14 protein-coding genes, 4 pseudogenes and 1 riboswitch are annotated in these 18,549 nt (G+C 68.9%); of the genes and pseudogenes, 8 read left to right on the top strand and 10 right to left on the bottom strand.

Annotated elements, in window-relative coordinates:
• Positions 1-9: 9 nt before the first annotated feature.
• The 5 genes from FRZ33_RS06065 to FRZ33_RS06045 form a co-directional block, all read right to left on the bottom strand.
• Entirely contained in the window at positions 10-579 is a 570-nt protein-coding gene (locus tag FRZ33_RS06065; protein ID WP_146908413.1) for a lipid-binding SYLF domain-containing protein, read from the bottom strand.
• A 126-nt stretch (positions 580-705) separates the two neighbouring features.
• The gene (gene recG, locus FRZ33_RS06060) at positions 706-2,811 is read right to left on the bottom strand and encodes an ATP-dependent DNA helicase RecG (RefSeq protein ID WP_146908410.1); all 2,106 of its coding nucleotides are present in this window, start codon (positions 2,809-2,811) and stop codon (positions 706-708) included.
• A 117-nt stretch (positions 2,812-2,928) separates the two neighbouring features.
• Complete coding sequence (locus FRZ33_RS06055) at positions 2,929-4,425, bottom strand: TonB-dependent receptor (RefSeq protein ID WP_146908407.1); 1,497 nt, start codon at positions 4,423-4,425, stop codon at positions 2,929-2,931.
• Complete coding sequence (locus FRZ33_RS15115) at positions 4,380-6,611, bottom strand: SO2930 family diheme c-type cytochrome (RefSeq protein ID WP_227978164.1); 2,232 nt, start codon at positions 6,609-6,611, stop codon at positions 4,380-4,382. Before FRZ33_RS15115 ends, FRZ33_RS06055 begins: the two co-directional genes overlap by 46 nt.
• The gene (locus FRZ33_RS06045; RefSeq protein ID WP_227978162.1) at positions 6,604-7,818 is read right to left on the bottom strand and encodes a parallel beta-helix domain-containing protein; all 1,215 of its coding nucleotides are present in this window, start codon (positions 7,816-7,818) and stop codon (positions 6,604-6,606) included. Before FRZ33_RS06045 ends, FRZ33_RS15115 begins: the two co-directional genes overlap by 8 nt.
• A 168-nt stretch (positions 7,819-7,986) precedes the next feature.
• Between FRZ33_RS06045 and FRZ33_RS15110 the strand changes: the two genes are divergently transcribed.
• Positions 7,987-8,298, top strand: coding sequence for a hypothetical protein (locus FRZ33_RS15110; RefSeq protein ID WP_158637115.1), 312 nt, complete (start codon positions 7,987-7,989; stop codon positions 8,296-8,298).
• The gene (locus FRZ33_RS06040) at positions 8,231-9,037 is read left to right on the top strand and encodes an AraC family transcriptional regulator (protein WP_158637114.1); all 807 of its coding nucleotides are present in this window, start codon (positions 8,231-8,233) and stop codon (positions 9,035-9,037) included. Before FRZ33_RS15110 ends, FRZ33_RS06040 begins: the two co-directional genes overlap by 68 nt.
• Positions 9,038-9,051: 14 nt before the next feature.
• On the opposite strand, the gene FRZ33_RS06035 is transcribed toward FRZ33_RS06040, so the two are convergent.
• The 5 genes and pseudogenes from FRZ33_RS06035 to FRZ33_RS06015 all read right to left on the bottom strand — a co-directional run bounded on the left by FRZ33_RS06035 (position 9,052) and on the right by FRZ33_RS06015 (position 13,715).
• Complete coding sequence (locus FRZ33_RS06035; RefSeq protein WP_146908400.1) at positions 9,052-9,432, bottom strand: RidA family protein; 381 nt, start codon at positions 9,430-9,432, stop codon at positions 9,052-9,054.
• A 65-nt stretch (positions 9,433-9,497) separates the two neighbouring features.
• Positions 9,498-11,665, bottom strand: a pseudogene (locus FRZ33_RS06030) (RelA/SpoT family protein).
• 147 nt (positions 11,666-11,812) lie between these two features.
• Complete coding sequence (rpoZ, locus tag FRZ33_RS06025) at positions 11,813-12,115, bottom strand: DNA-directed RNA polymerase subunit omega (protein ID WP_146908397.1); 303 nt, start codon at positions 12,113-12,115, stop codon at positions 11,813-11,815.
• Between the two features lie 119 nt (positions 12,116-12,234).
• Positions 12,235-12,846, bottom strand: a complete 612-nt coding sequence (gmk, locus tag FRZ33_RS06020) for a guanylate kinase (RefSeq protein WP_146910594.1) — start codon at positions 12,844-12,846, stop codon at positions 12,235-12,237.
• Between the two features lie 5 nt (positions 12,847-12,851).
• Positions 12,852-13,715, bottom strand: a complete 864-nt coding sequence (locus FRZ33_RS06015; RefSeq protein ID WP_146908395.1) for a YicC/YloC family endoribonuclease — start codon at positions 13,713-13,715, stop codon at positions 12,852-12,854.
• 66 nt (positions 13,716-13,781) lie between these two features.
• On the opposite strand from FRZ33_RS06015, the pseudogene rph reads away from it, so the two are divergent.
• The 6 genes and pseudogenes from rph to FRZ33_RS05985 all read left to right on the top strand — a co-directional run bounded on the left by rph (position 13,782) and on the right by FRZ33_RS05985 (position 18,549).
• Positions 13,782-14,509: pseudogene (gene rph / locus FRZ33_RS06010) on the top strand (ribonuclease PH).
• A 3-nt stretch (positions 14,510-14,512) separates the two neighbouring features.
• Entirely contained in the window at positions 14,513-15,106 is a 594-nt protein-coding gene (gene rdgB / locus FRZ33_RS06005) for an RdgB/HAM1 family non-canonical purine NTP pyrophosphatase (RefSeq protein ID WP_146908392.1), read from the top strand.
• A gap of 4 nt (positions 15,107-15,110) precedes the next feature.
• Positions 15,111-16,261, top strand: a pseudogene (hemW, locus tag FRZ33_RS06000) (radical SAM family heme chaperone HemW).
• A 41-nt stretch (positions 16,262-16,302) separates the two neighbouring features.
• On the top strand, positions 16,303-16,488 hold the full coding sequence (locus tag FRZ33_RS05995) for a CPXCG motif-containing cysteine-rich protein (RefSeq protein ID WP_146908389.1): 186 nt from the start codon (positions 16,303-16,305) through the stop codon (positions 16,486-16,488).
• Between the two features lie 13 nt (positions 16,489-16,501).
• A riboswitch (cobalamin riboswitch) is annotated at positions 16,502-16,680 on the top strand.
• Positions 16,681-16,847: 167 nt separating this feature from the next.
• A pseudogene (locus FRZ33_RS17630) lies at positions 16,848-17,255 on the top strand (TonB-dependent receptor); the annotation flags it as partial.
• A 253-nt stretch (positions 17,256-17,508) separates the two neighbouring features.
• Complete coding sequence (locus FRZ33_RS05985; RefSeq protein WP_158637113.1) at positions 17,509-18,549, top strand: TonB-dependent receptor domain-containing protein; 1,041 nt, start codon at positions 17,509-17,511, stop codon at positions 18,547-18,549.

The following is an 18,549-nucleotide window of genomic DNA, read 5'->3' as shown; positions in this document are numbered from 1 at the left end:
AGTGCCGCGTCAGAGGCGCCCTGTGCGATCGAAGGCGATGTTGCGCCGGTACGCACTCGCCGGCATCGTCAGGTCCATTACCAGGCCTTCGTTGGTGATGTGGTAGAGCGTGACGTCATCGGCGACTCTCAGCGCGCCCGGCGGCCACGGCGCGCCGAGGGCCAGATTCGGCTCCAGGCGGGTTCCGTCGGCAAACGCGTGGCCATGCGCGATGAACTCGCGATAGGCCTCGGGCGTCTTGAACACCCAGACCTGGCGGTAACCTCCCGGAGTCGCCGGCTGCGAGCCGCTGACACCCATCAGTGTTTCCTCGCGGATCGACTCCTCGACCACCATGCCCCGGCCGCTGCCGTCGGCGGCGATATCGAAGACGGCGTAGTACCCCGACTGCCGGATGGCGCGGCGGGCGCTGGGTTCCAGGCTGTAGAGGCGATCGATGGTCTGCTCGACCATGTCGCGCGTGGCCTGCCGCGACTGGCCCGGATCTTTCCAGCTGGTCGACGCGAAGGAAGCGCTTGCACCGACCAGGGTCGCCGTGGATGCGGCGACGAGGGCGAACAACATCGGACGGATTTTCATGACGTCCTCCTCGGTAGGCCCGGCCGGGGTGAAGTGGGGTCCGGCCGGGATCGACCCACCCAGAGTGGGCCACGGCTGACTCTACGCCTGCCCCGACACCCCGGGAAGTTGCCCCAATGGGCAACTTCAGGCGCCGGCGAACCGGGCCGCGCCGCCCACCCAGCGCCGCACCAGCCGGTCGGCCAGCGCGGGCTGCTCGGCCAGCAGGGTTTCCGCCACTTCGTGCACGGTCGGCAACAACCCGGCATCCCGCACCAGGTCGGCGACACGGAAACTGGCCAGTCCGGTCTGGCGCGTGCCCAGCAACTCGCCGGGGCCGCGCAGCTCGAGGTCTTTTTCCGCGATCAGGAAACCGTCGGTGCTGGCGCGCATCACCTCCAGCCGCTCGCGCGCCATCGCCGACAGCGGCGGCTTGTACATCAGCACGCAGCTCGACGCCGCCGCGCCGCGCCCGACCCGGCCACGCAGCTGGTGCAGCTGGGCCAGGCCGAGGCGTTCGGCGTTCTCGATGATCATCAGGCTGGCATTGGGCACATCCACGCCGACCTCGATCACGGTGGTGGCGACCAGCAACTGCAGTTCGCCAGCCTTGAAACGTGCCATCACCGCCTGCTTCTCGGCAGGCTTCATTCGCCCGTGCAGCAGGCCCAGGCGCAGTTCCGGCAGCAGCTGGCCGAGTTGTTCGAAGGTGGACTGCGCGGCCTGGCCTTCCACTTCCTCGCTTTCTTCGATCAGCGTGCAGACCCAATAGGCCTGCCGCCCTTCGGCGCAGGCGGCGCGAATGCGTTCGACCACCTCGCCGCGGCGTTCGCCGCTGACCGCGACCGTGGTCACCGGGGTGCGGCCCGGCGGCATCTCGTCGATCACCGACACGTCCAGGTCGGCGTAGGCCGACATCGCCAGCGTGCGCGGGATCGGCGTGGCGGTCATCACCAGCTGGTGCGGCACCTGGCTGCCGTCCAGGCCCTTGTCGCGCAGGGCCAGGCGCTGGTGCACGCCGAAGCGGTGCTGTTCGTCGACGATGGCCAGTGCCAGGCTGGAGAACACCACCTTGTCCTGCATCAGCGCATGCGTGCCGACCACGACCTGGGCGCGCCCCGAGGCGATCTCGGCCAATGCCGCGGTGCGTGCCTTGCCGGTGACCTTGCCGGCCAGCCAGGCCACCTGCACACCCAGCGGCTCGAGCCAGGCACGGAAGTTGGCCAGATGCTGTTCGGCCAGCAGCTCGGTCGGCGCCATCAGCGCGACCTGGCGGCCGGCCTCGACGGCATTGGCCGCCGCCAGGGCAGCGACCACGGTCTTGCCGCTGCCGACGTCGCCCTGCACCAGCCGCAGCATCGGCTCGGGCCGTGACATGTCGCGCGCCACCTCTTCCAGCACGCGCTGTTGGGCGCCGGTGAGCTTGAACTTCAGGCGCTTGCCCAGCGCGGCCGCCAGCTTGCCTGGAGGTCGCACCGGCATCGCCCCATGCGCACGCAGTGCGATGCGCTGGCGGCGCAGGCTCAGGTGGTGCGCCAGCAGTTCCTCCAGCGCCAGCCGCCGCTGCGCCGGGTGCACGCCCAGGGCGAACTGCGCCAGGTCCGCGTCGGGCGGCGGGCGATGCGCGGTCAGCAGCGCATCGCGCAGCGTCGGCAGCTGCAGGCGCGCACGCAGGTCGGCCGGCAGCAGTTCCAGCGCCTCGGCAGGCGGCAGGAGCCGCAGCGCCTCGCCGATCAGCCGCGACAGCGACTGCGGCCCCAGGCCCTCGACCGCCGGATAGACCGGGTCGAGCCGGTCGCGGATCACCGCGTCGGCGTCGTCGGCCAGCAGCCGGTAACTCGGATGCACCATCTCCAGCCCGTGCTGCCCCGGCCGCGCCTCGCCGTAACACAGGATCCGGCGGCCGGGCACGAACTGCGCCAGCTGCGCCTTGCCGAAATGGAAAAAGCGCAACACCAGAGTCCCGCGCGAGTCATCCGAAACCACCACGCGCAGCAAGGGCCGGTACCGGAAGCTGCGCTCGACCGCCTCCACCCGCGCCTCGACCTGCGCCGGCTGTGACGGCACCAGGTTCGCGATCGGCGTGACGCGCGTGCGGTCTTCGTAGCGCAGCGGCAAGTGCAGCCAAAGGTCCTGCACGCTCAGCAGGCCTCTCGCCGCCAGCTTCCCGGCGACCACGGGCCCCACGCCTGGCAACGCCGTCACGGCTTGCGAGAGTGGATCCACCGTGGGGGCGTTGCTGCGCTTGGGCATCGCGCAAGGATGCCGGCAATGCCCACAATAAAAAACCCCGGCACACGAGGTGCCGGGGTGGGGAAAGACCGTTCGCTCCATGCCGCGGCCCGGGGAGGGTCCGCGACAACACGCCGATCAGAAATCGACACTCATCTCCACGCCCCAGGTGCGCGGCTCGCTCACCCGCGCGCCGACGGTGCCCAGCACGGTCTTGCCGTAGGTGCCGAGCGCGGTGACGTACTGGTTGTCGAAGACGTTGTTGCCGTACACGGCGACACCGAATTTTCCGTCGGCCGAAGCCCAGCCCAGGCGGACGTCGGTACGCTCCTGCGACTCGCCCAGCCTCAGCACCGGGCTGACACCGCAGGTGCCCTGCGCTTCGGACTCGTCGCTGCAGCGGGTCTCGCCGCGGTAGGCGTGGCGCAGGGCCAGACGCAGGTCGCCGGCGTCGCCGAGCATCCACAGGTAGGTGAAGCCGCCGGCGATCGACCACTCCGGCGTGCCGGTCGGCTGGCCGGCCAGGTCATCGCCCTCGGGCGTCATGTAGTCCTTGTAGGTCGAGTCGATGTAGGCCGCGACGAAATCCAGGGTCAGCCCGTCGGTGGCCTGCCAGTGCATGTCGAAGTCCATGCCCCAGGCCTCGAGGTCGGAGGTGTCGACGACGTAGCGCGGGATGGCGGTGGTGGTGTCCAGGCGGATCGCCTGGCGGTCGTCGTACTGGTAGTGGTAGACCGAGGCGTTGTAGCGCAGGCGGTAGTCGCGCAGCGAATGTTTGACGCCGAGCTCGAAGTTCCAGACTTCCTCGTTGGCGAACTCGCTGCCGATCTGCAGCGAGTTGAAGCCACCGGCCTTGTAGCCCTTGGCCAGCGAGGCGAAGCCCATCAGGTCGTCGGTGAAGTGGTAGTCGGCGACGAAGCGCGGGCTGAAGTCGTCCCAGGACTGCGAGGCGCCGTTCAGGATGCCCTTGTTGGCCATCGCCGGCGGGTCGATGAAGGCGATGTCGAACTCGTACATCTCCCTCGGGATGCCCAGCAGGCCGAAGATGCCCAGCGCTTCCATCTGGTCCAGGGTGGCATCGAGCGTCGGCGCGCTGCGCATGTCGTTGAACCAGGTGAAGTCCTTCTCGTCGTAGGTGTAACGCAGGCCGAAGGTCAGGTTCAGGCGGTCGGTGGTGTGCCAGATCACGTCGCCGTACAGCGCGTAGGCGGTGGTGTCGACGCCGTTGACGAACTTCTCGTTCCAGCGGTGGCCCAGCAGCGACAGCGGGATGCCGTTGGCCTGCATCACCGCCGTGGTGAAGCCGAACAGGGTGCCGTCCGGGGTCGGCGCCATGCCCAGGTTGGCCAGGATGCTGTCCACCGAGTCGGTGAACGCGTTGACCTCGCTGGTCTGGTCGGCCGACTCGCTGAAGTAGCTGGCGCCCATCACCCAGTCCAGGCGGTCGTTGCCGCCGCTGAACTTGAACTCCTGGTAGAAGGTCGAGTTCGATTCGGTGTTGGTCGAATCCACGTAGAGGTAGAGGCGGTCGGTGCCGTCCTCCTCGACGCGATTGAGCGAGTCGTAGTCCTTCCAGGCCGTGGTCGAGGTCAGCGCGCCCCCAGGTGAAGGCGTGGTCCACCACCAGCGTGACACCGTCGAAACGCCGCGATTCCTCGTTGCCTTCGGCGTCCACCGTGGCCGGCGTGTTGAACGGGTCCAGGTACGAGGTCTCGTCCAGCGGCAACGGGATGCGTCCCGGCGCCGGCGGCAGTGCGACCACGCCGATGGTGGCCTGGCCGAGCTGGTCGAGCTCTTCGTGGTCCCATAAATCCAGGCCGTGGTGTTTTCGCCGAAACGCGTGCTGAAGGCGGCGCGCGTGGCCCAGGTGTCTTCCGGCGCCAGGTCCTGGCCGGTGTTGGCGTCCTGCAGCCAGCCGTCGGCCTGGTCGGACAGGCCGACGAAGCGGAAGGCCGAATCCTCGCCCACCGGAAGGTTGAGCATGCCCTTAAGTACTGCTTGCCGTCCTCGCCGAAACGGGCCGTCGCGTTGGCGTCGAACTCCAGGTCGGGCCGGTTGGTGACGATGGCGACCGCGCCGGCCGCGGTGTTGCGGCCGAACAGGGTGCCCTGCGGGCCTTTCAGCACCTCGATGCGTTCGACGTCCACGAAGGGCAGCAGCACGCCGCCGCCACGTCCGGCATAAACGCCGTCCACGTAGATGCCTACCGCCGGATCGGTGCCGATGCCGAAGTCGGAGGTACTGATGCCACGCAGTTCGATCCGCGGCTGGGTCGGCTGCTGGCTGTCAACGACCAGGCCGGGGATGTAGGAATCGATGTCGCCCAGGTCTTCCGCCGCCAGGTCGTTGATCATGCGGCCGTCCACCACCTGCATCGCGATCGGCACGTCCTGGACGTCCTGTTCGCGGCTCTGCGCGGTCACGGTGATCGTGTCCAGCGTGGCGGGGTCGGTGGTCGCCGGCACGGCGTCCTGGGCGGCGATGGCGAAGGTCGCCGCGCTCGCCGCAAGGCCACCCACCAGCGCCTGGCGCACCCGCATGCTCAGTCGATTCTTGCGAAGCCTCATGGATTCATCCCCGGTTGAGTCGTTATTGTTGTTGGCGGGGTCGGACCCCGGTGGAGCGTTGTCGATGCCGCAGGCGCCGTCCTGGGCGGCGATCCAGGCCCGGATCAGCGCCGCACCTTCGCGGTGCACGATGCTGCGACCCAGCTCCGGCATCATCACGCCCGGGTCGTTGCTTTCGATGCGGTAGGTCAGGATCGAGCCGTCCGGATCGCCCGGCACGTAGCCGTAGCGTTTGTTGCCGGTGCCCTGCCCCGCGGCGATCGGCAGCTTGCAGCGGCCCAGCCGCAGCAGATCGGTGACGTCGCTGCCCAGCCACATGCCGGAAGTGTTCCCCGGGCCCCGCGGGCTGTGGCAGTGGGCGCAGTTGGCGTCCAGGTAGGCGCGGGCACGGCCGTCGAGCGAAGCCCCTGCCTCGTCGCGCCAGTTGGCCATGCGCGGAACCTGCGCGGCTTCCGGCACGCCCGTCAGCATCCCCGTGCGCTGCCAGTGCTGCAGCTGGTTTTCGATCGATTCGCTGCCGTCTTCGGCCAGGTAGGCGAGGTCGCGGTTGAGGTTGCGCGCGGTCGGGCCGATCGGGAGCATCCGCTTCTCGCGCACATTGCTGACGTGGCAACCGGCGCACTGGTTCTGGTCGGGCACGGCGTAAGCGACCGGCTCGCTTTCGCCGGCGGCATCCACCAGCGACAGGCGGACCAGCGAACCGCCACGCATCAGCCGTGCTTCGGACTGTTCGTCGTTCCAGACATAGGGCAAGGCGAGCCAGCCGTCCTCGCGTCGTACCAGCAACCGTGTCTCGATCAGGCGCACCTGGTCCAGTGCCAGGCGTCCGCCGGGCAGCACGCCGGCCGTATCCTCGCTGCGTACGACACGGTCGCTGCCTGCCGGCTCGCCCGGCAGGCGCGGGTAGTAGAAGGTCTTGCTCAGGATGGTGCCGACCGGGAAGTCGAAACTCGATTCGCCGTTGTACGGGGTGGAACTCCCCGCCGGCATCCAGACCGTGCGCAGCTTGTGCGCGTAGTCGGTGAACAGCGGCGTGTTGAGCTCGTAGCGCACGACGCCGGCATTGGGCACCAGCTGGTTGTCATCAACCTCGAACAGCTGCCAGGCCGACAACGTGTCGGGCAGGCCTTCGGAATGAAAAACGACCGGCGCGGGCTCGCGACCGCAGCCGGCCAACAGCGCCAGCAACGCCAGCGCCACACAGAACAGGGAAACGGTCCGCACACGACGGACCGGCGTCGCGATCTCAACCACCGGCGGCTTCCATGCGCTTGAGGTCCACCACCGGCAGCGGCGGCAGGGTGCAGTCGTGCGGACCGGCATCCAGTCGCGCATTGGCGTAACCGTTGGGGCCGTCGGCGTTGACCACGCCGGACACACCGCTCAGGCAGATCTGCGGGCCGCCGGCGAGTCCGGTATTGAGGTAACCGTCCCACAGCACGTCGGGCAGGCTGCCGCCGAGGCCGACCGTGGCCACCTTCAGCGCCTTCAGGTCGAAGCCGTCGGGCGCGTCGCCGCCGCCCGAGAGGCGGTTGCCATGCACCGAGATGCGTTCCGGGTACGGGTCGAAGGATTCCGAACGGCTGTCGTCCTTGTAGCCGGTCGAATAGACGCTGGAAATGATGATGTTGGCGGTCTTGTTGTCGCGGATGTCGTTGTCGAAGATCTCGACGTCGTCATTGGAATTGATCACCACGCCGCTGCCCGCCGGCACGCTGGATACCGGCGTGCCCTTGGCGCCGAAGTTGGTGGTGTTGTTGGCGTACACCTGGTTGCCGAACACGCGCACGTTGCCGCCCGCCTGCTCCAGCGCCGGCATGTTGAACACCAGGATGCCGCCGGTGTTGTTGGTGGCGATGTTGCCGTACACGTCGGCGTTGACCGTGTTCTCGATCTCGATGCCGGCGACGTTGTACTCGGCGCGGCTGTTGCGCACGATCACGTCCTTCGACTGGCCGACGTAGATGCCGGCGTCCGAGGCGCCGATCGCGACCGTATCCTCGATCAGCACGTTGCGGGTCTTGACCGGGTACAGGCCGTAGGCACCGTTGCCGGTGTCGGGACCGTTGGTCCATTCGACCCGGACGCCGCGGATGGTGATGTCCTGGGCTTCGACGATCTTCAGGCCGTCGCCCTTCGCGTCCTCGATCGCCAGGTTCTCGATGGTGAACTGGCTGGCGTTCACCAGCAGGCCCTCGGCGCCGGCCATCTGGCCCTTGAAGTCGAGGATGGTGCTGTCCTTGCCGGCGCCGCGCAGGGTCACGCCGTCGACGCGCAGGCTCAGGCCACGTTCGAAGGCGTGGCGGCCGGCAGGGATTTCGATGACGTCGCCGGGCTTGGCGTCGAGCAACTGCTGCCGCAGCAGGGCCGCTTCCGGCGATTCGCCAACCGCCTTCCGTCCAGCCGCCGGGTCGACTTCCCCACCGCAGGCCACCAGCGCCAGCGGCAGCAGTGCGCCCAACAGCCCGACCGGACGATTGCCCGTCCCGAATACCCGCTTCGCCATTCCAAACCCTCCCCGTCCCGACGACGGCCGGGCATGGCGATAGTCTCGGCGTGACCCGGTTCCGTTCGCGAGGGCCAAGGCGGGCATAGAATGGGGGGTAAACGGCCACCCGACCCCCGCCCGATGTCCTCGCCCGCCCCCGCCGACGCACTCGCCGGCAATGCCCTGAACATCAAGAACGGCATCGTCGTCGGCCTGCTCACCCGGGCGGACGAACTGGGCGTGGCCACGGACGGCTGGTTCGCCGGCACCCGCCTGGACCGCAGCCGCTTCCAGGCCGATGCCCCGGCCTACGTGTCCTACCGCCAGGCCTGCGGAATCATCCATCGCGCCCCTGGACAGCCTGCCCGGCGACGGCCACGGGCTGGTGATCGGCGAGCGCCAGGACGTCGGCAATTTCGGACTGCTCGGCCTGGCCATGATGACGGCCAGTGATTTCGGCGAAGCGATCCGGCTGGGCGTGCACTACGCGCCCATCACCGGGGCGATGCTGGAACTGCAGTTGGGCAATCTGCCGGAGGACGGCCCGGACGAGATCGCGTTGACCGCGTGGATGCGCAATCGCGAGCCCGACATCGAACCCTTCCTGTGCGAGGAACTGTTCTCGAGCTGCCTGAAGCTTTGCCGCGGCCTGCTCGGCCCCGGTTTCAGCCCGCTGCGCACCGAACTCGCCTACCCACCGCCACCCAATGCCGATGACTACGCCAGGGTGCTGGGCTGCGAGGTGCGCTTCGACGCGCCGGCCAACCGCGTGCTGATCGCGCGGCACTGGCTGGACACCCCCATGAGCGCGCACAACCCGGTCAGTGCCCGGCACGTGCTGGCCCTGTGCCGCGAACAGATGCCGGCCGAACGCTCCACCAGCGAGATCGTCGCGGTGGTCGGCAACCTGCTGCGGCTGCAGTTGGCCGATTCGCCGCGCCTGGTGGACATCGCCGCCGAACTGCACCTGGCCGAACGCACGCTGCGCCGCCACCTGCAGGGCGCCGGCACCAGCTGGCAGGAACTGCACGACCGCGTCCGCCGCGACGTCGCCGAAACGATGCTCGGAAAGCCCGGCGCCCGCGTCTCCGAAGTCGGCGTGGCGATCGGCTTCCAGGACGCGCGTGAATTCCGCCGCGCCTTCAAGCGCTGGACCGGCAAAGCCCCTTCCGAAGTCCGCGAACGGCGCTGAACCCGTCGAATTCGTTAGAGCTCCATGACAGCGTCGACTTCTACCCGTGCGCCACGCGGCAGGCCAGCCACCTGGATAGTCGAACGCGCCGGATACGGCGCCTGGAAGTATTCCGCCATCACCGCGTTCACCTGGGCGAAGTCGGCCAGGTCCATCACGTAGATGCCTACCCGCACCACCTGGTCCAGCGACCCGCCGGCGGTCTCGCAGACCGCCTTGAGATTGTCGAAAACACGCCGCGTCTGCAGGGCGATGTCACCCTGCACCAGCTCGCCGGTAGCCGGGTCCAGCGGGATCTGGCCCGAGAGGTAGACGGTGTCGCCCGCGCGCACGGCCTGCGAATACGGGCCGATGGCGGCGGGGGCGCGGTCGGTGCTGATCGGTTGGCGGGACATGGCGGGCCTCGGCGGCGGGACGGGAGCCGATTGTAGGAGCCGGGCGTACCCGCCGGCCAGCGCCGTCAGAGCCGCAGCACGCCGTGCACCACGCCCAGGCGCCGGATGCGGCGGATGACGTCGGCCAGGTGCTTGCGGTTGCGCACCTCGATCGAGAACTCCATCACCGACATCGCCAGGTCGCGTTCGGTGTATTCGACCGCATCGATGTTGGAATTGCTCTCGGCCACCGCCGCCGCCACCTGGGCCAGCGAACCGGGCTTGTTGTCCACCTCGATGCGCAGCGCCACCCGGTAGTCGCCCTCGACATTGCGGTCCCAGGCCATGGGCACGCAGCGCTCGGGGAACTTGCGGTATTCGGCCACGTTCGGGCAGTCGAGCCGGTGCACCACCACGCCCTTGCCGGCGCTGAGGTAACCCATGATCTCGTCGCCGGGGATCGGGTGGCAGCAGTGCGCGAAGCTCAGCACGCCGCGTTCGGCGCCGGTGATCATGATGCGTTCGGACGGCGCGTCCGACAGCGGCGCCAGCGGCATCTCTTCCTGGCCGTGCAGCATCAGGCGCGCCACCTGGGCCGGCATGCGGTTGCCCAGGGCGATGTCGGCCAGCAGCTCCTCCAGGCGGCGGTAGCGCAGGTCGGCCAGCAGTTGTTCGACGGTGTCGGCCGGAATGCGGTCGAGCGAACTGTCCATGCCCTCCAGCGCACGGTCGAGCATGCGGTGGCCCAGGTCCACGGCGTCCTCGTGCTCGAGCCGCTTGAGGAAGTGACGGATGGCGGTGCGCGCCTTGCTCGAGACCACGAACTCCAGCCACTGCGGCCCCGGCGGTGGCCGAAGGCGCGGTGATGATCTCGACGCTCTGGCCGCTGGCCAGCTTGGTGCGCAACGGCACCAGCTTCTTGTCCACACGCGCGGCGACCGCGTGGTTGCCGACGTCGGTATGCACGGCGTAGGCGAAATCCAGCGCGGTGGCGTTGCGCGGCAGCGCCAGGATGTCGCCCTTGGGCGTGAACAGGTAGACCTCGTCCGGGAACAGGTCGACCTTGACGTTCTCCAGGAATTCCAGCGACGAACCGGCGCTCTGCTGGGCGTCCATCAGGTTGCGCACCCAGTCCTGCGCGCGCGCCTGCGCGGCACTGCCGCCGCTGCCGGCACTCTTGTAGACCCAGTGCGCGGCGATGCCGCGTTCGGCCACCAGGTCCATGTCCTCGGTGCGGATCTGCACTTCCACCGGCGCGCCGTAGGGGCCGAACAGCACGGTGTGCAGGCTCTGATAGCCGTTGGCCTTCGGGATGGCGATGAAATCCCTGAATCGCGCATCAAGCGGCTTGTAGATCGAGTGCACCGCGCCGAGCGCGTGATAGCACTGCATCACCGTCGGCACCACGATGCGGAAGCCGAACACGTCCAGCACCTGTTCCAGGCTTTTGTTCTCCTGCCGCATTTTGGTGTAGATGCTCCAGGGCGACTTCACCCGGCTGACCAGGGTGTGGCGCAGGCCTTCCCTGGGCCAGGCGCTGCGCCAGCTGCGCCTCGATGGTGGCCAGTGCCTCGCGCCGCATCACCGGCTGGCTGGCGATGCGCTTGGACAACACCGCGTGCCGCTGCGGATACAGCGCGCGGAAACCCAGGTCCTGCAGTTCGGCCTTGATCTTGTTCATGCCCAGGCGCTGGGCGATGGGCGCGTAGATCTCCAGCGTCTCGCGGGCGATGCGCCGGCGCGAATCGGCGGCCATCGCGTCGAGCGTGCGCATGTTGTGCAGGCGGTCGGCCAGCTTGATCAGGATCACGCGCAGGTCGCGTGCCATCGCCAGCATCATCTTGCGGAAACTTTCCGCCGCCGCTTCCTGGCGGTCGCGGAACTGCAGCTTGTCGAGTTTGGTGACGCCGTCCACGAGCTCGGCCACCGCCGGGCTGAACTGCTTCTCGATCTCGGCGCGCGGCAGCGGCGTGTCCTCGAGCGCGTCGTGCAGGATCGCCGCGCACAAGGTCTCGGCATCCAGCCGCAGCTCGGCCAGGATGCCGGCCACCGCCACCGGGTGGGTGATATAGGCCTCGCCACTCTTGCGGGTCTGGCCCTCGTGGGCACGGGCGCCCATTTCGTAGGCCAGGCGTACCTGTTTCACCTGGTCCGGCGTCAGGTAGTCGGCCAACCGTTTCTCGAGCGCGGTCACGGCCTCCGGACACGGGTCCGGGCCGACATCGGCCAGTTGTGGCTTGGTGAAAGAGGACATGGCCGCAGCCTACGCGGCCGGGCAAAAGGCATCAATGCCAAGGGTTTGCGGTGTGGTGGTGGCATTCACCGGAAACAGGACGGCCGCCCGGAGGCGGCCGTCTTGGCGGATCGTGCAGGCGCGGCCGGAAGCCGGCCGGCGCTGGGATTACAGGTCGTCGCCGCCCTTGGACAGGTCGTCGTCGACCACTTCGGCCGCGGCCCATTCCAGGGCTTCGCGCTCGGCGCGCTCGCGCTCGGACTTCTCGACTTCGTCGATGAGCTTGGCGTCGATCTTGCGGGCGGCGATCTCGCGCAGGGCCAGCACGGTCGGCTTGTCCTGGTGCTCGCTGTTGTCCAGGGTCGGGTCGACGCCCTTGGCCAGTTGACGGGCGCGCTTGGACGCCATCAGGACCAGCTCGAAGCGGTTGTCGACGACGGACAGGCAGTCTTCCACGGTGATGCGGGCCATTGGATCTCCTCACCGCAGGTCGCCCGGCCAGGGCACCCACGGAAAATCAAGGGGTTACGCGAACCGCGCATTCTACGCCCGGGGCGGGGGTGGCGCAAATCCCGGCCAGGCCGGCCGATTCAGGCCAGCAGGTCGCGGATCAGGCCGGCATGGCGCTCGGCCTGGGCGGCCCGGCGCAGGCGCTGGGCCACGAAAATGGCCCGCAGCTCGGCCGCGGCGGCGTCGAAATGTTCGTTGACGATGACGTAGTCGAACTCGTCGTAGTGGCTCATTTCCTCCCGGGCCGCTGCCAGCCGCTGGGCGATCACCGCCTCGGTGTCCTGGCCGCGGTTGCGCATCCGGGTCTCCAGCGCGTCCTTGGACGGCGGCAGGATGAACACGCTGATGCAGTCGGGCATCTTCTCGCGCACCTGGCGCGCGCCCTGCCAGTCGATCTCCAGCAGCACGTCCTTGCCGGCGGCCAGCTGCGGCTCCACCGACTGCCGGGCGGTGCCCTTGTAGTCGCCGTGCACCAGGGCATGTTCGAAGAAGTCGCCGGCGGCGATCATGCGTTCGAACTCCTGCTTCGACACGAAATGGTAGTGCTGGGCATGGCGTTCTCCCGGCCGCGGCGCACGCGAAGTAAAGGAGATGGACAGGGCGATGCCCGGCTCCTTGGCCAGGGTCGTGTTGACCAGGCTGGACTTTCCGGCGCCCGAGGGCGCGGCGACGATGTAGAGGGTGCCGCGGATCGTGTTCATTCTAGGTTCTGCACCTGTTCGCGCAGCTGTTCGATCAGGACCTTGAGCTCGACCGCGGCCTGGGTGGTGCGGCTGTCCACGGACTTCGAGCCCAACGTGTTCGCCTCGCGGTTGAACTCCTGCATCAGGAAGTCCAGCCGACGGCCGACCGCCTCGGGCAGGCCCAGCACGCGCCGCGCTTCGGAGACATGGCTGGCCAGCCGGTCCAGCTCTTCGTCCACATCGATCTTCTGCAGGTTCAGCACCACCTCCTGCTCCAGCCGGCCCGGCTCCAGCGGCAGCTTGAGATCGGCCAGCTTCGTTTCAAGCTTGGCGCGCAGGGCGACACGGATCTCCGGCAGCCACTGCTTGACCTGGGCGGTGATGCGCTCGATGCCGTCGATGCGCTCGCGCATCACCGCGGCCAGCTTGGCGCCCTCGCGTTCGCGCGAGGCGACGAATTCGGCCAGGGTGGTGTCCAGCAGGGCCAGGGCCTCGGCCTGCAGGCCGGCCTGGTCCAGGGCGTCTTCCTCGACCACGCCCGGGAAACGCATCAATTCGATGAAGTCGGTACGCAGGCCCGGAAAGCGGCTGTGGGCACGGGTGGCCAGGTCAGACAGCTGGTCGAGCAGCGGCTCGTTCACCTTGAGCTCGGCGCGGCCGCCGGCGTTGGGGCGGAACCGCAGCACCAGGTCCACCTTGCCGCGCGAGACCTTCTGGGCCACGCGTTCGCGCAGGGCCGGCTCGATCGCGCGCAGTTCCTCGGGGGCGCGCACGCTCAGTTCGTGGAAGCGGTGGTTCACCGCACGCAGCTCGCAGGCCAGGCTGCCGCCAGTGGCGGCGCGCTCGCAGGCGGCGAAGGCGGTCATGCTTCGGATCATGGGCGGGCCCGGTGTGTACGAGGGCGAATGGTAATCTAGCCGGCCAGAGATTGCCGGAACGCCCCCATGACCAGCCCCACCCGCCCCAGCGGCCGCGCCCCCGACCAGATGCGCGCCGTCCGCATCGAGCGGCGCTACACCAAACACGCCGAGGGCTCGGTGCTGATCAGCTTCGGCGACACCCAGGTGCTGTGCACCGCCAGCGTGGACAACAAGGCGCCCGGTTTCCTGCGCGGCAAGGGCGAAGGCTGGGTCACGGCGGAGTACGGCATGCTGCCGCGCGCCACCAACACCCGCAACGACCGCGAGGCCTCGCGTGGCAAACAGGGCGGCCGCACGCTCGAGATCCAGCGCCTGATCGGCCGCAGCCTGCGCGCCTGCATCGATCGCAAGGCCCTGGGCGAACGCACCATCACGCTCGACTGCGACGTGCTGCAGGCCGACGGCGGCACCCGCACCGCGGCGATCACCGGCGCCTACGTGGCCCTGTGCGACGCGGTCAGCTGGCTCAAGGCCCGTGGCGACATCACCCGCGACCCGATCCTGGGCGCCGTCGCCGCCGTCTCGGCCGGCATCTACCAGGCGTGCCGGTGCTCGACCTCGACTACGCCGAGGACAGCAACTGCGACACCGACATGAACGTGGTGATGAACGACGGTGGCGGTTTCATCGAACTGCAGGGCACGGCCGAAGGCCACGCCTTCCGCCGCGAGGAACTGGACGCGCTGCTGGCCCTGGCCGGCAAGGGCGTGGCCGAACTGATCGCCGCCCAGCGCGAGGCGCTGGCGAAATAAGCGATGCGCAAGCTCGTCCTGGCCACCTCCAACCGCGGCAAGCTGGCCGAACTGCAGCCGCTGCTCGGCGACGCCGGTTTCGAACTGGTGACCCAGGGCGAACTGGGCGTCGAGGATGCCGTCGAGGACGGCCTCACCTTCGTCGAGAACGCCCTGATCAAGGCCCGCCATGCCTGTCGCGCCACCGGCCTGCCTGCACTGGGCGATGACTCGGGCCTGGTGGTGGACGCACTCGACGGCGCGCCTGGCCTCTACAGCGCGCGTTATGCCGGCGAACACGGCAATGCCGACGCAAACATCGCCAAACTGCTGCATGAGATGCGCGACCTCGGCGGCGAACAGCGGCGCGCGCATTTCTACTGCGTGCTGGTGCTGCTGCGCCACGCCGACGACCCGCAGCCGCTGATCGTCGAAGGCGCCTGGCACGGCCACGTGCTCGACGCGCCGCGCGGTGACGGCGGGTTCGGATACGACCCGGTGTTCCTGGATCCGGAGCGCGGCACCAGCGCCGCTGAAATCGAACCGGCCACCAAGAACCGCATCAGCCACCGCGGCATCGCCCTGGCCCGCCTGCGCGAACGCCTGGCCGAGATCTGAGGCCATGCTGATCCCGCCGCCGCTCGCGCTCTACATCCACATCCCGTGGTGCGTGAAGAAGTGCCCGTACTGCGACTTCAACTCGCACGGGCAGACCGGTGCGCTGCCGATCGACGACTACGTGGCGGCCTTGGTGCGCGACCTGGAACAGGACCTGCCGCAGGTCTGGGGCCGGCCCGTGCACAGCGTCTTCTTCGGTGGCGGCACGCCCAGCCTGTTTCCGCCCGAAGCCATCGGCGCCATTCTTGATGCCTGCAGTGCCCGATTGCAGTTCCACCCCGGCGCCGAGATAACGATGGAGTGCAATCCCGGCACCGCCGAACACGGCCGATTCGAAGGCTATCTAGCCGCCGGCGTGAACCGCGTCAGCTTCGGCATCCAGAGTTTCGACGACGGCTGCCTGCAGCGCCTGGGCCGCATCCACGACAACGCCGAGGCCGAGCGCGCGGTGAAGCTGGCGCAGGACGCCGGCCTGGACAACCTCAACCTTGATCTGATGTACGCCCTTCCCGGCCAGAGCCTCGCGATGGCGCTGCACGACGTCGAGCGTGCGATCGCGCTGCAGCCCGCGCACCTGTCGCACTACCAGCTGACGATGGAGCCGAACACGCAGTTCTTCGCCCGTCCGCCCGCGGGCCTGCCGGACGAGGACACCGCCTGGGACATCCATAACACTGCATCGAAGCGATGGCCGCAGCCGGTTACGCGCAGTACGAAGTCTCGGCCTACGCGCGCCCGGGCCGGCAGTGCGCGCACAACCTCAACTACTGGCGCTTCGGCGATTACCCGGGCATCGGCGCCGGCGCCCACGGCAAGATCACTTCCGGCGCCACCGGCGAGATCCGCCGGCGCTGGAAACCCAAGAACCCGCGCGATTTCATCGCCTTGGCCGGCACGCCGGCAGGCATTGGCGGCGACGATGCCATCGCGCCGGAAAATCGCCCCTTCGACTACATGCTCAACACCCTGCGGCTGGTGGAGGGATTTTCCGTGGCCGACTTCGAGGCCCGAACGGGGCTGGACCAAGCAGTGATCGCCGACGAGCTCGCCGAGGCCACGCGGCGTGGCTGGCTTGTGGTCGCAGGTGACCACGTGCGGCCGACCGAGCTGGGCCGGCGCTTCACCAATGACGTGATCGGGTTGTTCCTGAAATAGGCGTCACGCATTCCGAACCCGGCACCCGGCAGACTCCGGCCATGCTCGATGCGATCACCCTCACCTGCCCGCACTGCGGCGAACGTTTCGAAACCCTGGCCGACGCTTCGGCCGGCGACGCCGACTACGTCGAGGACTGCCCGGTCTGCTGCCGCCCGATCCGCCTGCGCCTGCAGGCCGGATTCGACGGCGAAACCCCGGGCCTGGACGCCGACCGCGACGACTGAGCCCGGCTTGATCTAGAATCGCCCCGCCCCAGGTGTTCGGGAAGCCGGTCCAATTCCGGCGCTGCCCCCGCAACGGTAGGCCAGCACATCCTTCCAGCAAGCCACTGTGCCCCAGGCATGGGAAGGCGGAAGGCCGACGTGTTCCACACGTCACTGGCGAGTCCGGAGACCGGCCTGGTGCTTTGGCTGCACGGTGATTCCGTGCGGCCATCACGGCACGTTGCGGAGGGCAGCGGGGCGGCGAATTGGCCGGCATCGCGCCATTCCGTTTCCCCTGCATTCCTCCGCCGCGCGCTCCACGACCCGCGGGTGAGCGTTCCAGGAGGATTCCATGACCCCGTTTTTCGCACCACCGCGCTCTGCGCGGCGATCTCGCTGTCCCTCGTCCCGGCCGCCCGCGCCCAGGACGCCGCCACCTGGACACCATCCAGGTCACCGCCACCCGCATCGAGCGCCCGCTCGATGAGGCCCTGGCCTCGGTCACCGTGCTCACGCGCGCCGACATCGAGGCCAGCCAGGCCCCGGACCTGATCGACCTGCTGGGCCGCCAGGCCGGCGTCGACATCGCCCGCACCGGTGGTCCCGGCAGCGCCAGCACCGTGTTCCTGCGCGGCGGCAACGCCAACCATGCGCTGGTGCTGGTGGACGGCATCCGCGTCGGCTCCACCGGCCAGGGCGTGTTCGACTTCGCCCACCTGCCGCTGGAGCAGATCGAGCGCATCGAGATCGTGCGCGGCCCGCGCGCGGCGCTGTGGGGTTCGGACGCCATCGGCGGCGTCATCCACATCTTCAGCCGCGATCCTTCGGCACCTTCGGCCCGCCTCAGCGGCGGCAGCTACGGCCGGGTCGGCGGCAGTGCCGGCGCCGGTTTCGGCGATGCCACCCGCGGTTTCGGTTTCACCGCCGGGTACGAGCGCCTGCGCGGCTTCTCGGCCACCAACCCCGACGCCGTGTTCTCCCACGACCCGGACGACGACGGTTACCACAACCGCAACCTCAGCCTGCGCGGGCGCACCACCCTTGGCAGCCAGGTGCTGGGCTTCACCGCGATCGGCACCTGCGGGCGATGTCGAGTTCGACCAGGGTGTCACCGACGCACGCAACACCTCGGGCGGCATCACTCTCGGCGGCGACCTGACCGAACGCTGGACGCACCAGCTCACCGTCGGCCATGCCCGCGAAGACCTGGACACCATCGGCGCCTTCAGCAATTCGTTCCAGAGCCGCCGCACGAGCCTGGACTGGGTCAACAGCCTGAAGGTCGGCGCCGATGCGCGCCTGAACCTGGGCGTGAACTGGCAGGACGAGGACGGCGAATCCAGCACCGCCTTCAGCGGCCCGCTGTTCGACGAAAGCCGCACCAGCCAGGCCGTGTTCGCCGGTTACGGCGGCAGCTTCGGCGCGCATGTGCTCGATTTCTCGCTGCGCCGCGACGACAGCAACCAGTACGGCGGCGCCACCACCGGCAATGCCGCCTGGGGCTGGAACCTGAGCGAGGCGCTGCAGGTCCGGCTGTCCTGGGGCGAAGGTTTCCGCGCCCCGAACTTCAACGAGCTCTATTACCCGGACGGCGGTTTCGGCTATGCCGGCAACCCGGACCTGCGTCCGGAATCTTCCGAAACCCGGGAAGCCGGCCTGGCCTATCGGCCGGCGCAGGGCCACCAGGTCGGCCTGTCCGCCTACCGCTCGCGGGTGCGCGACCTGATCGCCTTCGCCGCGCCGCTCACCAACAACGCCATCAACATCAACCGCGCCGAACTCGAAGGTGTCGAGCTCGAGTACCGCTATACGCAGGGCGGCTGGAACCTGGGCGGCAACCTGACCTGGCAGGACGCCGTGGACGCCGCCACCAACGCCCCCTGCTGCGCCGTGCCGACCGCAAGGCGCACGTGGACCTGGGCTACCGGTTCGGCAACGGCCTGGAACTGGGCCTGGACGGCGACTACGTCTCCGAGCGCGCCGATTTCGGCGCCGACCTCGATGCCTACGCCCTGGCCCACCTGCGCCTGGCCTGGCAGTTCAATCCGGCCTGGCGGCTCGAGGCCCGGGTCGAGAACCTGA

Source organism: Arenimonas daejeonensis (genome assembly GCF_007993735.1).
In the GTDB taxonomy this organism is placed as follows: Bacteria; Pseudomonadota; Gammaproteobacteria; order Xanthomonadales; family Xanthomonadaceae; genus Arenimonas; species Arenimonas daejeonensis.
This window is presented reverse-complemented; position numbering and strand designations above follow the sequence as displayed.